The sequence below is a fragment of the Primorskyibacter flagellatus genome (assembly GCF_048268605.1).
Taxonomy (GTDB): domain Bacteria; phylum Pseudomonadota; class Alphaproteobacteria; order Rhodobacterales; family Rhodobacteraceae; genus Primorskyibacter; species Primorskyibacter flagellatus.
In genome coordinates this window covers 33,505-46,490 of the sequence record NZ_JBLWVF010000003.1, presented here as the reverse complement: position 1 = coordinate 46,490, position 12,986 = coordinate 33,505, and the positions used below count along the sequence as shown (strand labels likewise).

General features: G+C 63.0%; 12 protein-coding genes. 6 read left to right on the top strand and 6 right to left on the bottom strand.

The annotated features are described in order from the left end of the window. Positions 1–3 precede the first annotated feature (3 nt). From odhB to lpdA, 3 genes are all read left to right on the top strand, one after another. Positions 4–1,518: a 2-oxoglutarate dehydrogenase complex dihydrolipoyllysine-residue succinyltransferase gene (odhB, locus tag ACN0WV_RS05290; protein WP_417604161.1), complete on the top strand. Its 1,515-nt coding sequence runs from the start codon at positions 4–6 to the stop codon at positions 1,516–1,518. Between the two features lie 155 nt (positions 1,519–1,673). Beyond that, positions 1,674–2,063: an MAPEG family protein gene (locus ACN0WV_RS05285; protein ID WP_417604160.1), complete on the top strand. Its 390-nt coding sequence runs from the start codon at positions 1,674–1,676 to the stop codon at positions 2,061–2,063. Positions 2,064–2,195: 132 nt separating this feature from the next. Then, positions 2,196–3,584 carry a dihydrolipoyl dehydrogenase gene (lpdA, locus tag ACN0WV_RS05280; RefSeq protein WP_417604159.1) on the top strand — a complete coding sequence of 463 codons (1,389 nt, stop codon included), beginning with the start codon at positions 2,196–2,198 and terminating at the stop codon, positions 3,582–3,584. A 147-nt stretch (positions 3,585–3,731) separates the two neighbouring features. On the opposite strand, the gene ACN0WV_RS05275 is transcribed toward lpdA, so the two are convergent. From ACN0WV_RS05275 to ACN0WV_RS05265, 3 genes are read right to left on the bottom strand one after another with little or no spacing between them, the layout of a single operon-like run. Beyond that, positions 3,732–4,484, bottom strand: a complete 753-nt coding sequence (locus tag ACN0WV_RS05275) for a lysophospholipid acyltransferase family protein (RefSeq protein ID WP_417604158.1) — start codon at positions 4,482–4,484, stop codon at positions 3,732–3,734. Position 4,485: 1 nt separating this feature from the next. Next, positions 4,486–5,391, bottom strand: a complete 906-nt coding sequence (locus ACN0WV_RS05270; protein ID WP_417604157.1) for a cell division protein FtsX — start codon at positions 5,389–5,391, stop codon at positions 4,486–4,488. Then, positions 5,388–6,065: a cell division ATP-binding protein FtsE gene (locus ACN0WV_RS05265; protein WP_417604156.1), complete on the bottom strand. Its 678-nt coding sequence runs from the start codon at positions 6,063–6,065 to the stop codon at positions 5,388–5,390. Before ACN0WV_RS05265 ends, ACN0WV_RS05270 begins: the two co-directional genes overlap by 4 nt. A gap of 167 nt (positions 6,066–6,232) precedes the next feature. Between ACN0WV_RS05265 and ACN0WV_RS05260 the strand changes: the two genes are divergently transcribed. Then, the gene (locus ACN0WV_RS05260; protein WP_417604155.1) at positions 6,233–7,126 is read left to right on the top strand and encodes a zinc-ribbon domain-containing protein; all 894 of its coding nucleotides are present in this window, start codon (positions 6,233–6,235) and stop codon (positions 7,124–7,126) included. A gap of 44 nt (positions 7,127–7,170) precedes the next feature. Here ACN0WV_RS05260 and ACN0WV_RS05255 read toward each other — a convergent pair whose 3' ends face one another. Both ACN0WV_RS05255 and ACN0WV_RS05250 read right to left on the bottom strand, forming a co-directional pair. Further along, entirely contained in the window at positions 7,171–8,442 is a 1,272-nt protein-coding gene (locus ACN0WV_RS05255; protein WP_417604154.1) for a glycerate kinase type-2 family protein, read from the bottom strand. A gap of 19 nt (positions 8,443–8,461) precedes the next feature. Beyond that, positions 8,462–8,701 carry a hypothetical protein gene (locus tag ACN0WV_RS05250; RefSeq protein ID WP_417604153.1) on the bottom strand — a complete coding sequence of 80 codons (240 nt, stop codon included), beginning with the start codon at positions 8,699–8,701 and terminating at the stop codon, positions 8,462–8,464. Positions 8,702–8,905: 204 nt separating this feature from the next. On the opposite strand from ACN0WV_RS05250, the gene ACN0WV_RS05245 reads away from it, so the two are divergent. Together ACN0WV_RS05245 and pdxR are read left to right on the top strand one after the other, a co-directional pair. Next, positions 8,906–10,285 (top strand): aminotransferase family protein, encoded by a 1,380-nt coding sequence (locus ACN0WV_RS05245; RefSeq protein ID WP_417604404.1) that lies wholly within the window; start codon positions 8,906–8,908, stop codon positions 10,283–10,285. Positions 10,286–10,384: 99 nt separating this feature from the next. Then, entirely contained in the window at positions 10,385–11,839 is a 1,455-nt protein-coding gene (gene pdxR / locus ACN0WV_RS05240) for a MocR-like pyridoxine biosynthesis transcription factor PdxR (RefSeq protein WP_417604152.1), read from the top strand. Positions 11,840–11,925: 86 nt separating this feature from the next. Here the strand turns inward: pdxR and ACN0WV_RS05235 are convergent, their stop codons facing one another. Further along, a complete protein-coding gene (locus ACN0WV_RS05235; protein WP_417604403.1) occupies positions 11,926–12,960 on the bottom strand; it encodes an NAD(P)/FAD-dependent oxidoreductase in 1,035 nt (344 codons plus the stop codon). Positions 12,961–12,986: the final 26 nt, after the last annotated feature.

Sequence of the window (12,986 nt, the reverse complement as noted above, 5' to 3'; positions counted from 1 at the left end):
CCGATGACGACCGAAGTACGCGTCCCTACCTTGGGCGAATCCGTGACAGAGGCCACCGTCGCAACCTGGTTCAAGAAACCCGGCGACACAGTGACCGTTGATGAAATGCTGTGCGAGCTGGAAACCGACAAGGTGACCGTCGAAGTGCCCTCGCCCGTTGCTGGCAAGCTGGCCGATATTGTCGCACAAGAGGGCGAGACCGTTGGCGTTGACGCGCTATTGGCCAATATCGCCGAGGCTGGTGAAGCTGGCCCCGAGACCCCTGAGGAACGCCCTTCCGAAAAAGCGGAAAAGGCCGCCGAGGCCCCCAAAAGCGGCGGCAAGTCTGTTGACGTCATGGTTCCCACGCTGGGCGAGTCTGTGTCCGAGGCGACGGTTTCGACCTGGTTCAAGAAGGTCGGAGACAGTGTCGCGCAGGACGAAATGCTCTGCGAGTTGGAAACAGACAAGGTCTCCGTCGAGGTGCCTTCTCCAGCCGCCGGTGTGTTGTCGGAAATCGTGGCACCAGAAGGCACCACCGTCGATGCCTCTGCCAAGCTGGCCGTGATCGGCGACAGCGCAGGCGCGGCGGCATCCTCTGAAGAAGCCCCCGCAAAAGAGGAAGCTGCCAGCAAAGGTGGCAAGGATGTCGAGGACGCGCCCTCTGCCAAGAAGGCCATGGCCGAAGCGGGCATCGGCCGCGACCAGGTCAGCGGCTCTGGCCGGGACGGCCGGGTGATGAAGGAGGACGTGGCAAAGGCTGTGGCTGCTGCGGCATCGGCCCCGGCGCCTGCGGCGACCGCGCCCGCCCCGCGTGCCCCCGTTTCCGCCGACGATGCGTCGCGCGAAGAACGCGTGAAGATGACGCGCCTGCGCCAGACCATTGCCCGCCGCCTCAAGGACGCGCAGAACGCCGCCGCCATCCTGACCACCTATAACGAGGTGGACATGACCGAAACCATGGCGTTGCGGAAGGAATACAAGGAGTTGTTCGAGAAAAAGCACGGCGTCAAGTTGGGCTTCATGTCTTTCTTCACCAAGGCCTGCTGTCACGCGCTAAAAGAGGTTCCCGAAGTCAACGCAGAGATTGATGGCACCGACATCGTCTACAAGAACTTCGTGCATATGGGCATTGCGGCCGGCACCCCGCAGGGTCTGGTGGTCCCGGTGATCCGGGATGCCGACCAGATGTCCTTTGCCGAGATCGAGAAGGCCATCGGCGAAAAGGGCAAGCGCGCCCGTGACGGCAAGCTGTCCATGGCAGAGATGCAGGGCGGCACGTTCACAATCTCCAACGGCGGTGTCTACGGCTCGCTCATGTCCTCGCCGATCCTGAACCCGCCGCAATCGGGTATCCTCGGCATGCACAAGATCCAGGACCGCCCGATGGTCGTCAATGGCGAGATCAAGATCCGCCCGATGATGTATCTGGCGCTCAGCTACGATCACCGCATCGTTGACGGCAAAGGCGCCGTGACCTTCCTTGTGCGCGTCAAGGAAGCGCTGGAGGATCCGCGGCGGTTGTTGATGGATTTGTAATCGGTGGGGCGGGATTAAATCCCGCCCCACTCCGGTTCGCAGGGCTCCGTGCGGCTCCAGCAAGGATCAAGAGGCATCGAACTTCCGTAAGCGCCACGCCGCAACGCAGGTCGTTAATTCAAAGCGCCCCATGGGGCCGCTAGAAAGGCATCGGGATGACCCCAGAACTCACCGCCCTCACCCTCGCCGCCCTGCTTCAGGTCGTGCACTTCCTGATCTACTCGATCAGCGCCCAAAAGCAGGTCGGCCGCAAATACGCGGCCTCGCCGCGCGACGAGCCACGCCAACTCACCGGCTTCGCGGGCCGCGCGCAGCGGGCGATGAACAACCATTTCGAAGGGCTGATCCTCTTCTCCATCGCCTGCCTGGTCGTCACCTATGCCGACAAGGGTGGCAAGCTCACCGCCCTCTGCGCGCTGACCTACCTCTGCGCCCGCCTTCTCTATATCCCCGCCTATCTGTTCGGGTGGTCCCCTTGGCGTTCGCTGATCTGGTTCATCGGTTTTGTGGCCACAACCCTCATGCTTGTATTGACCCTGCTATGAAACAATACCGCCACCCCGCCGAACACAACACCCGGCCCCACCCTTCTTCTTGGCGAAAATACTCCGGGGGGAGGCGCCGCAAGGCGATGGGGGGCAGCGCCCCCTTCCCCCCTCATAAGAAAGGAAATTCCCATGGCGAATTATGATGTCATCATCATCGGCTCCGGTCCCGGTGGCTATGTCGCGGCGATCCGCGCGGCACAGCTGGGCCTGAAAACCGCCTGCGTCGAAGGGCGTGAAACCCTGGGCGGCACCTGCCTGAACGTCGGCTGCATCCCGTCCAAGGCGCTCTTGCACGCCACACATCAGTTGCATGAGGCAGAGCATAATTTTGCCAAGATGGGCCTGAAGGGAAAATCCCCCTCCGTCGACTGGAAGCAGATGATTTCCTACAAGGACGAAGTGATCGGCCAGAATACCAAAGGCATCGAATTCCTGTTCAAGAAGAACAAGGTCGACTGGCTGAAGGGGTGGGGCTCCATCCCCGAGGCGGGCAAGGTCAAGGTCGGCGATGAGGTCCATGACGCCAAGAACATCATCATCGCCACCGGCTCCGAGGCCAGCAGCCTGCCGGGTGTCGAGGTGGACGAAAAAATCGTCGTGACCTCCACCGGCGCGCTCGAACTGGCAAAAATCCCCAAGAAGATGGTCGTGATCGGCGCGGGTGTCATCGGGCTGGAGATGGGCTCGGTCTATGCGCGTCTCGGCACCGAGGTGACGGTTGTCGAATATCTGGATGCGATCACCCCCGGCATGGACCGCGAGGTGCAGAAGCAATTCCAGAAGATCCTTGCCAAGCAGGGGCTGAATTTCATCCTTGGTGCCGCCGTGCAGGGCGTCGAGACGACCAAGACCAAGGCCAAGGTCACCTACAAGCTGAAGAAAGACGACAGCGAAGAGGTTCTGGACGCCGATGTCGTCCTCGTGGCAACCGGACGCAAGCCTTACACGGACGGCCTTGGACTGGACGCTCTCGGCGTCGAAATGACGGATCGTGGTCAGATCAAGACCGACGATCACTGGCAGACCAACGTCAAGGGCATCTACGCCATCGGCGATGCCATCGCAGGCCCGATGCTGGCGCATAAGGCCGAGGATGAGGGCATGGCGGCTGCGGAAACCATCGCGGGCAAGCATGGCCATGTGAACTATGGTGTGATCCCCGGCGTGGTCTACACCCACCCCGAGGTCGCCACCGTTGGCCAGACCGAAGAACAGGTCAAGGAAAGCGGCCGTGCCTACAAGGTCGGAAAATTCTCTTTCATGGGCAATGGTCGGGCGAAGGCGATGTTCGCGGCTGACGGTTTCGTCAAGCTGATCGCCGACAAGGAAACGGACCGTATCCTTGGCGCGCATATCATCGGCCCGGCGGCCGGCGATCTGATCCATGAGGTCTGCGTCGCGATGGAGTTCGGTGCCAGCGCCGAGGATCTGGCGATGACCTGTCACGCCCACCCGACCTTCTCCGAAGCCGTGCGCGAGGCCGCGCTCGCCTGCGGTGACGGTGCGATCCATATGTGATCTTTCGCCGGGGCGTCATTTCCTGCGTCCCGGCAAATTTCAGAGGCATTGCCGGTCACGCAACCCCGTGCCCCAAACGCGGCACGAGTATCCTCAATCGGCGCGCGCTTGCGCAACGATGCAGCCCCCAACCTGGCTTAGAGCGTCTCAGTCGGCTCTTTTTTCAACAGGACGCGCGTCAAACCCAGCCTCCGCCATCAGCGCGATCGATCGGCTTTCAACCACATCTTCAAGCTGCGCCATGAAGCTGCTATTGTTCAATCCTGCGCGTATCGGCTCCAGAAACTCGACCACGGCCAGACCTGGTTTGCGGTAAATACCGGTGCGCGGCCAGAACACGCCGACATTGGTTGCGGCGGGCACGCAATCCTGCCCGGTTTCGCGGTACAGGACGGCGGTGCCGATCTTATAGGGCTTGGTGGCGTCCGGCGCGACACGCGTTCCTTGCGGATAGATGATAAGCTGGCCAGCGGGGGCGTCGCCACGGGTCACGTCGCGGATCATCTGGCGCATCGCCTCGGCACGCTTGCCACGATCAACGGCGATGCAGCCGATGCGCTTGGCATACCAGCCAAGGATCGGTGCGCGGCGCAACGACGCTTTCATGATGAACTTGGGCTTCGGTAGCACGCTGACGATGATGATGATGTCGAAGAAGCTTTGATGTTTCGAGGCGACCAGCACCTCGTCTGTAGGCACGATGCCGCGCACTTCGCTGCGCAAGCCGCACATCCAGCCAGCTGTCCAGCGCACCCAGCGGCAATAGGTCCGTACACCCGCATAGGCCCCGCTGCGGTCGAAAATGGCCCAAGGGGTGAAGAACACCGCCAGCACCGCCATCATCAGATACATCTGCACCACGAAAAACAAGGAGCGCAGCCATTGGATTGCGTAGGACATGTCAGGCAAGCTCCGTCAGGACGCGGCGGGCGGCGATCTGAGTGGCCAGAAACGCCACAGCGGCGGCAAGCGGCGGCACAAGAAGCGGCAGGATCCAATGCCAGCCCTGAAAGCCCAGCCCGGTCAGGATGCCACCGGTCTCTCCCACACCCGGCAGTGCCATAATCGCCAGCAGACCTGCTAGCGTGCCAAGGCCCGCGCCCAATAAGGCGCGCAGGGTAAAGCGCCGCACGAAGGCATCAGCGATATAGTCATCCGTCGCGCCGACCAGCCGCAGAACCGAAATCACGCGCGCATTCGCCGCCAGCGCCGCATTCGCGGCCAGCGTGATCATCGCCGCCACGGCGCCGACCAGCAGAAGAATGCAGACCCAGCCCATCAACCGCAGCCGCGACGCCGCCGCGATCATCGGACGCCGCCACCTTGTGTGATCGTCCAGCACGGCACCGGGCACCTCTGCCGACAGGCGCAGGCGCAATCCTTCGGCATCAAGGCCGACATCGGCCTCTACCACCTCGATCAGTTGCGGGATGGGCAGCGTCTCGACCGGCAGATCGGGGCCGAACCAAGGCTCCAGCAGGGCGCGCTGTTCCTCGGCATCAAGCGCGCGGACACTGGCAATGCCCGGCGTTTCCTCCAGCACGCGCAACGCGGCGGCGGTCTGGGCGGGCAATTGATCTGCCGGGGCGGAAATGCGGATGGTGGACGAGCGCGCAAGGTCTTCGCCCCACCGATCCGCCAACCGGCCAGCGGCCAGTGACAGTGCCAGCGCAAACACCGCGAGAAACGCCATCGCCCCGGCGGAGAACAGTGTCAGCCTTGCGGTGATCCCGGTGGGCGGAACCACCCGGTCGGCGGCGGCGTCGCGGGTGAAAACCCGCTTCAGCACGGAAAGATATTGCTTCACAGATCCGCCCCCGCCAAATGCATCCGCCGGTCGCTGATCCGCAGAACCCGGCTTTGGACATGCGCTTTTGTGGCGCGGATCAGGCCAAGGTCATGGGTGGCGATCACCACCGTCTTGCCCATGCGATTCAGCTCTATCAGCAGACGCATCAACCGCTGGGACATTTCCCAATCGACATTGCCCGTGGGCTCGTCCGCCAGAATCACATCCGGCGACATGATCAGCGCCCGCGCCAGCGCCACGCGCTGACGCTCGCCGCCCGACAGTTCCGGCGGCAAGGCACCCGCACGCGAGGTGATACCGACCCAGGACATCAATTCCTTGAGGTTGACCAGTTCGGTCGGCTTGTCCTGCCCGGACACGGTCAGTGGCAGGGCAACGTTTTCCGCCACAGGCAAATGATCCAGAAACTGGCAATCCTGATGGACAACGCCGATACGGCGGCGACAATGGGCGACGTCATCGCGGCTCATGTCATGCAGATCAGCACCGAACAGGCCGACACGCCCCGCGGTCGGGACCAGTGCGCCGTAGCACAGTTTCAGAAAGGTGGTCTTGCCCGCGCCCGACGGCCCCGTCAGGAAATGGAACGATCCATGCGACAGCTTCAGCGAGATATCCGAAAACAACTCGCCCCCACCATAGCTGTAGGCCACGTTCTCCAGCTCGATCAAAATATACTCTCTTTCACGGCTCGCCCCGAAACGCCTTGTTGTGCCCGAGCATCGAAACGGTTTCAATGCGTCTCGCGGCCAATTCGGCCTTTTCCAAGGGCATTGGCGGCCTTATGATGCAAGTTCAAGGGTCCGTAAAGGAACGAGCAGGCAAGACTGGGGGGACGATGCGGCTTATATGCCCAAATTGCGGCGCGCAATACGAAGTACCGGCCGAGGTGATCCCGGAGAGCGGGCGCGATGTGCAATGCTCGGACTGCGGACACACATGGTTTCAGGCCGATTCATCGGATGACCCGGTCCTGTCTGACGAAGCGCAGCCCGCGCCGAAACCGGCTGACGCCGAGGTGGAGACGGACGCCCCATCAGGTGACGCGGCTGGTACGCCAGAGGCCGTAGACCCGGCAACGCTAAGCCCGGACACATGGGCCGATGAGTTCGAGGATGAGGCCGAAGAGGTCGACAAGGCCGCGCCGCCGCAACCGCCCCGCCGCAGTCTTGATCCGGGTGTCGCGGATCTGCTGCGCGAAGAAGCCGAACGCGAAGCGCGCGTCCGCTCTGCCGAAGGTCTGGAAAGCCAGCAGGAACTGGGGCTTGAAGCTGCCCAGCATGATGATGCCGCCAGCAGGCGGGCACGCATCGCGCGTGAACGCATGGCGCGGATTCGCAATCAGGATGCCGGTGTGGAAATCGCCGCCGGAACCACGGCTGCCGGTGTTGGCGCTGCCGGAACGCGCAACGCCGCGCTGCCGGATATTGAAGAGATCAACTCTACCCTGCGCGCGGGGTCCGACGCCCACGCGCTGGAAACCCCGCAAGGCACGCTGAAAGACGGCGGATCGGGCTTTGCACGCGGCTTCTTCTCCATGCTGCTGCTGATGGTCGTCCTGATCGGGATTTATGTGATGGCACCGCAGATCAAGGACGCCGTGCCGGGCCTGAGCGACGCCGTGAATGCCTATGTCGGCCAGATCGACGCCTTGCGTGTCTGGCTTTCTGGCGTGACACAGAACCTGCTGGCATGGCTGGACGGAATGTCCTCTGAGGCGAACCCGCAATAGGGTTCGCCGCGCCGGTGCTGTCGTGATCGGAAGGGGCTGATGCGCTAAGGCAGCGCGCCGATCAGGATTGCGCGGAAATCATTGACATTGGTGCCTGTCGGGCCGGGCACGAAAAGCGTGCCTGCCGCGTCGAACGCCCCCCATGCGTCATTTTTCGACAGCATCTCTGCCGGATCGGCACCTGCCTTGCGAATGGACGCCGCCGTATCGCCATCGGCAAAGGCACCTGCATTGTCCTCTGACCCGTCAATGCCATCGGTATCCGCTGCCAGCGCCGATATGCCGGTCTGCCCGTCAATGCACAGCGCAAAGGACAGCAGGAATTCGGTGTTGCGCCCGCCACGTCCCTTGGCGCGCAGGGTCACGGTCGTCTCACCGCCCGACAGCAGCACGACAGGGGGCGGAAAGGGCCGGGCCTTGGCCACGCATTCCCGCGCCATCGCGGCATGCATCCGGGCAATCTCGCGCGCTTCGCCTTCGATGGCGTCGGACAGGATCACCGCCTCGACGCCGGCTGCGCGGGCCGCCTTCTCAGCGGCCTCCAGTGACAGCGCCGCCGACGCGACCACGCGCACATCATTGCCATCAAATCCGGGATCGTCCGGCAATGGCGGCAGGTTCGTACCCCCGTCCAGAAAGGCCGCGATTTTCGGTGGCAGCTCAATCCCGTAGGTGCGCGCCGCGGCCTTTGCGGCCTCTCGCGTGGTGCGGTCCGGGACGGTGGGGCCAGAGGCCACCTGCGCCGGATCGTCCCCCGGCACATCCGACACGACCAGCGTCACCACCCGAGCGGGATGCGCGGCCAAAGCCAACCGCCCGCCCTTGATGCCGCTGATCTGCTTGCGGATCATGTTCATCACACCGATCGGCGCGCCGGAGGCGAGCAAACATTCGTTCAGCGCAATCTCGTCTTCGAAGGTCAGCCCCTCTGCCGGACAGGGCAACAAGGACGACCCGCCGCCGCACACCAGCGCAACCACCAGATCGTCTGGCCCCAACCCCTCGACCGCATCGAAAAGGGCTTTGGTCGCCGCCAGCCCTGCCTCGTCGGGAACAGGATGCGCGGCCTCCATGACGCGGATATACTTGCAAGGCGCACTATACCCGTAACGCGTAACGACAACGCCTTCCAGCGGCCCCTCCCAAAGCTGCTCAAACGCCTGCGCGAGTTGCGCGGCCCCCTTGCCAGCGCCGATCACCACAGTCTTGCCCGATGGCCGCTCTGGCAAAGCCCGGCCAAGTGCCCGCATCGGATCGGCGGCATCTACAGCCGCCTCGAACAGGTCGGTCAGAAAGCTCTCTATGTTTTGATCCACTGGCTCAGCCCTTTCCTCTCTACGGCACGAGGATACGTTCCGCCTTGCGCATCAAAATGCCAATCCAAAATCCAATCACACCGATAGGAATAATCCTCGTCGGCGCAATATCAGTCAGCAGACCTCCGGAGGCAACCTTGATCCTCATCACCGCCCCTTTTTCTGCATCAGCAGTCCTGTCGCGACGACGACCTCTTGGCAGATGTCCGAAAATACGGCGGCACTTTTCGGCAATCTGGTGGTCTGAAACTTGGCCCAATTTCGGCTGTCGCAACCTGAAGCCGTGCAAAATGCCGTGGATACATTCATTTCACCCAGCACCCACGCCCTCTGGCATTATATACATGCTTATTCTGGACCTAGCGCTGATGTGTTTTGAGGCATTTGATATACTCAGAACATGATGCTTCAGTCTGACCTCAGCGCCCTGACCGCGCGCGGTCAGGAAAGGATGAAAATCGCTATGGACGGAACGTATAAAGACAATGATCTCAGCCATGTCGTGGCTGCCGACAAGGCGCATGTCTGGCATCATCTGATTCAGCACAAAGGCTTCGAGACAACGGATCCGCGGATCATTGTCGAGGGCAAGGGCATGCGGGTCTGGGACCAGCACGGCAAGGAACATCTCGACGCGGTGTCCGGCGGGGTCTGGACCGTAAACGTAGGGTATGGCCGCGAGAGCATCGCCAACGCTGTGCGTGACCAGTTGATCAAGCTCAACTTTTTCTCCGGTGCCGCAGGATCCATACCAAGTGCGATCTTCGCCGAAAAGCTGATGGAGAAGATGCCGGGAATGAGCCGGATCTACTACGCCAACTCTGGCTCCGAGGCGAATGAGAAGGCCTTCAAGATGATCCGCCAGATCGCGCATAAGCGCTATGGCGGCAAGAAGACCAAGATCCTGTATCGCGACCGCGATTATCACGGCGGCACCATCGGCACGATGTCGGCGGGCGGCCAGGATCAGCGCGTCGAACATTACGGGCCACTTGCCCCTGATTTCATCCGCGTCCCGCATTGTCTGGAATACCGCGCGCAATGGGATGTCGAAAACTACGGAGAGCGCGCCGCCGAGGCGATCGAAGAGGTGATCCTGCGCGAAGGCCCCGACACGGTCGGCGGGCTTTGCCTTGAACCGGTGACTGCCGGCGGCGGCGTGATCGTCCCGCCCGAAGGTTACTGGCAAAAGGTGCAGGAGATCTGCCGCAAATATGACATCCTACTGCATATCGACGAGGTCGTCTGCGGCCTCGGGCGCACCGGCACATGGTTCGGCTACCAGCATTACGGGATCGAGCCGGACTTCGTGACCATGGCCAAGGGCGTCGCCTCGGGCTATGCCGCAATCGGGTGCTGCGTGACCACCGAACGCGTGTTCGAGATGTTCAAGGATGACGTTGACGATCCGCTGAACTATTTCCGCGACATCTCGACCTTCGGTGGCTGCACCGCCGGCCCGGCCGCCGCACTGGAAAACATGCGCATCATCGAGGACGAGAACCTGCTCGACAACACCGTGGCCATGGGGGACCGGATGCTGGGCAACCTTCAGGCGCTGATGGAAAAGCACCGGGTGATTGGCGATGTCCGCGGCAAGGGGCTGTTTCTTGGGGCCGAGCTGGTCGCGGATCGCAGCAGCAAGGAACCGGTGACCGAAAAACAGGTCGGCGCGGTGGTCGCAGCCTGCAATGCCCAAGGCGTCATCATCGGGGCGATGAACCGTTCGGTGCCGGGGTTCAACAACGTGTTGTGCTTCTCGCCTGCGTTGATCGCCACGCCCGATGATATCGACCAGATCACCGATGCTGTGGACAACGCGCTGACCAAGGTTTTCGGCTGAAACCTCTGGCTGCGGCCGCCCACCCGGCCGCAGGCGCGACCAATCCATTGCGATAAGTCCAGATTGCAACCGCCATAGCGCCAGCCTATCCTGACGCCCATGGCCATCCCCGTTGAAACCTTTTTCCTTACGCCTGACGCACAAGGCACCTTGCAGGCGCAGATCCAGCAGATGGTGGCCGAGGGCATCCTGTCGGGTCGGTTTCAGCGCGGCGAACGCCTGCCCTCGACCCGCGCGCTTGCCCGTCATCTGGGCGTCAGCCGCATCACCGTGACGCTCTCCTACACGGAACTTCAGGCCAACGACTATCTCACCTCGCGCGGCCGGTCGGGTTATTACGTCTCCGACAGCGCACCAGAGCCGCCCGCGTTTTCCGCGCCGCAGAAACGGCATGAAACTGTCGACTGGTCGCGCGCCATCGGGCAGCGGTTTTCAGGCGGGGTGACGCCGCGCAGACCGTCGGATTGGGCCCGCTACCGTTACCCGTTCATCTACGGGCAGGCCGATCCCACGCTATTCGACCACGCCAACTGGCGCCTCTGCGCCATTCAGGCGCTTGGGGTGCCAAATTTCCAGGCGCTGACCACGGATTACTACGATCAGGACGACCCCGAGCTGATCGAATTCATCGCCCGCCACACCCTGCCCCGGCGCGGCATCATCGCCAAACCGGACGAAATCCTTGTGACGATGGGCGCGCAGAACGCCCTTTGGCTGACCACGCAGGTGCTGTTGAACCCGCGCCGGACCGCGGCGATAGAGACCCCCTGCTATCCTGCCCTGCGCGATATCCTGACCCTGTCGCGCTGCCGCTTGGCACCCGTTCCCGTCGACACGAAAGGCCTGCCCCCGGACGCGATCCCACAGGGTGCGGATGTGATCTTTACCACGCCCAGCCACCATTGCCCGACCTCCGTCACCATGCCGCTGGACCGACGCCGCGCGCTTCTTGCCCGTGCCCGTGACCTTGATGCACTGATCGTCGAGGACGATTACGAATTCGAAACCGCCTACCTCGCACCGCCCAGCCCCGCGCTGAAATCGCTCGATACCGACGGGCGGGTGATCTACGCAGGCAGCTTCTCCAAATCGCTGTTTCCGGGGCTGCGCCTGGGCTATCTCGTCGGATCTGCCGAGTTCATCCGCGAGGCGCGTGCCCTGCGCGCCTCGGTGCTGCGCCATCCGCCGGGACACATGCAGCGCACCGCCGCCTATTTCCTGCGACTTGGCCATTACGACGCCCTGATCAAGCGCACCGCCAAGGCGCTCCATACAAGACGTCAGGTGATGGAAACCGAACTCACCCGACACGGCCTGACCGTCGCAGGACAAAGCACACATGGCGGCTCAAGCGTCTGGGTCAAACTCGCCGATGGCCTTGATACCGCGCAACTCGCTGAAACGCTGCGCCTCCGCGACGTCCTGATCGAACCCGGCCAGCCCTTCTTTGTCGGCGCGGATGCCCCCACGAATTTTTGCCGCTTGGGCTATTCCTCCATCCAGGCGGACCTCATCCCCGAAGGCATCAGCCGCATCGCCGCCGCGCAAACCTGACCCATGCCGGTTCTCATTGGCAAAAACACTCCGGGGAGCGAGGGGCTGGCCCCTCGCTCCCGTCCCCTTTTACACGCATGGGCCCACTAATCCTTTACGGACGCCTTGACCCGAAATCCTTCTGGAATGCCGTCGCGCTCCTCCAGCATCAAATCGGCCATCACTTCCGCCACCTTGGGCGTCATGCCAAAGCCGATCTTGAAACCGCCATTTGCGATGTAGGCACCTTTTGCCAGCGGATGCCGTCCCAGCATCGGCGCACGGGACCGCGCCCGCGGCCGCACCCCCGCCCAGCGTTCCAGGACCTCGGCATCCTTCAGCATTGGCAGCGCCTCTCGTGCCCGCTCCAGCAAGGCATCGCACTGCACATCCACTGACGTCGGATCGGCGAATTCGCGCTCTGACGTCGACCCCACGGCCACCGTGCCATCGGCATGCGGCACGATATGCAGCCCGTCCGCGAACAGTTGCGGCGCGTCCCGCGCATCATATCGCAACAGCAGCGCCTGCCCTTTGACACCATTGCCCACCCTGCGGCCCAACGCCTCTGACATGGCCTCCAGCCCCTGCCAGCCGGTGGCCCACAGGACCACACCCTCATCGGCGGCGTCCCTGACTATATCCGCCCCCTTCGCGGTCAGGGCACGGGCCAAGGCATCGCAGGCACGGCGCGGATGCAGACGCGCGCTCAGCGTATCGCGGATCACCCAGCCACTGGCCGAGGCCGGTGCCCAGTCATCCGCAGAGCGCTCGACAGACCAATCGGCAAAGCCCTGCCACAGATCCGCAGCCCCCGCCGCCCGTGCCCGCGCCAGAACCAGCGCCGCCGCGTCCACGACGGGTTGTAAGCGGCCGGTGCGCGCATAGCCGGGATCGCCACCGCCGACTTCCGCGACATCGGCCCAGAACGGCCCCGACATGCGCAGGCTCTCGAACTGAAACGCCTTCTTGTCGTTCCAGTTTTCCGGCACATGCGGTGCCAACGCGCCAACAATGCCACCACTGGCCCCGGCACCTACGCCATGCGGATCTACCACGCGAACCCGCGCACCGCGTTTCGCGCAGACCCAGGCGCAGGCCAATCCGAAGATCCCCGCACCGCGCACGGTGACATCGACCATTGTCAATTCACACCCCTTCTGATTGG

Coding starts and splice junctions, on each gene's coding strand:
- odhB (WP_417604161.1), top strand. CDS start 4: ATGACGACCGAAGTACGCGTCCCTACCTTGGGCGAATCCGTGACAGAG.
- ACN0WV_RS05285 (WP_417604160.1), top strand. CDS start 1,674: ATGACCCCAGAACTCACCGCCCTCACCCTCGCCGCCCTGCTTCAGGTC.
- lpdA (WP_417604159.1), top strand. CDS start 2,196: ATGGCGAATTATGATGTCATCATCATCGGCTCCGGTCCCGGTGGCTAT.
- ACN0WV_RS05275 (WP_417604158.1), bottom strand. CDS start 4,484: ATGTCCTACGCAATCCAATGGCTGCGCTCCTTGTTTTTCGTGGTGCAG.
- ACN0WV_RS05260 (WP_417604155.1), top strand. CDS start 6,233: ATGCGGCTTATATGCCCAAATTGCGGCGCGCAATACGAAGTACCGGCC.
- ACN0WV_RS05245 (WP_417604404.1), top strand. CDS start 8,906: ATGGACGGAACGTATAAAGACAATGATCTCAGCCATGTCGTGGCTGCC.
- pdxR (WP_417604152.1), top strand. CDS start 10,385: ATGGCCATCCCCGTTGAAACCTTTTTCCTTACGCCTGACGCACAAGGC.
- ACN0WV_RS05235 (WP_417604403.1), bottom strand. CDS start 12,960: ATGGTCGATGTCACCGTGCGCGGTGCGGGGATCTTCGGATTGGCCTGC.